This is a genomic window from Vibrio sp. 10N.222.49.C9 (genome assembly GCF_041474985.1).
GTDB lineage: Bacteria > Pseudomonadota > Gammaproteobacteria > Enterobacterales > Vibrionaceae > Vibrio > Vibrio crassostreae_C.
This window is the reverse complement of the sequence record NZ_JBFRVD010001609.1, coordinates 1-456: the sequence shown is the minus strand read 5'-3', so window position 1 is coordinate 456 and position 456 is coordinate 1. Positions and strand designations below refer to the sequence as shown.

1 protein-coding gene is annotated in these 456 nt (G+C 37.1%); it reads right to left on the bottom strand.

Annotated elements, in window-relative coordinates; all coding sequences use genetic code 11:
• Positions 1-456, bottom strand: a 456-nt coding sequence (locus AB4585_RS29485) for a molecular chaperone (protein WP_372172390.1), incomplete at both ends; no start/stop codon positions are given.

The window sequence follows — 456 nt, the reverse complement described above, 5'->3', positions numbered from 1 at the left end:
AGTGTTGCTTGACCAATATTCAAGACACAATTACCTTCATTTCTAAGCACCAATTCTGATTGCTCTACTTTAGCATTTATAGTTCTGGTACATTTATCAGGCGTAGGAGAAACAAAAGCAATCGTCGAAAAGTTAAAAAGAAACTTTACTTGCGTATCGTCTTCAGTTCCATCAGATGTTTGGATCTGCTCAAATAACACTCTATAAGTTTGCGTCGCACTTATTTCGCCATCTCCCAAATAACGAACTCGGAATCTACGAACACTATTGGGTTCCACAACAGCTTGGGGCGGAAGAATTAGAAAATCTTGTTCTGCATTTTCGCTAGATTCTAAATTCGAATCAGACTCTATTTTAACTTTTCTAACCAGTACCTCAATCATTACCGGTTGTGAACTATTATTCGTTACTTGATAACTAGCTTGAGCTTTTCTTCCAACATACTCCATTTCCAAA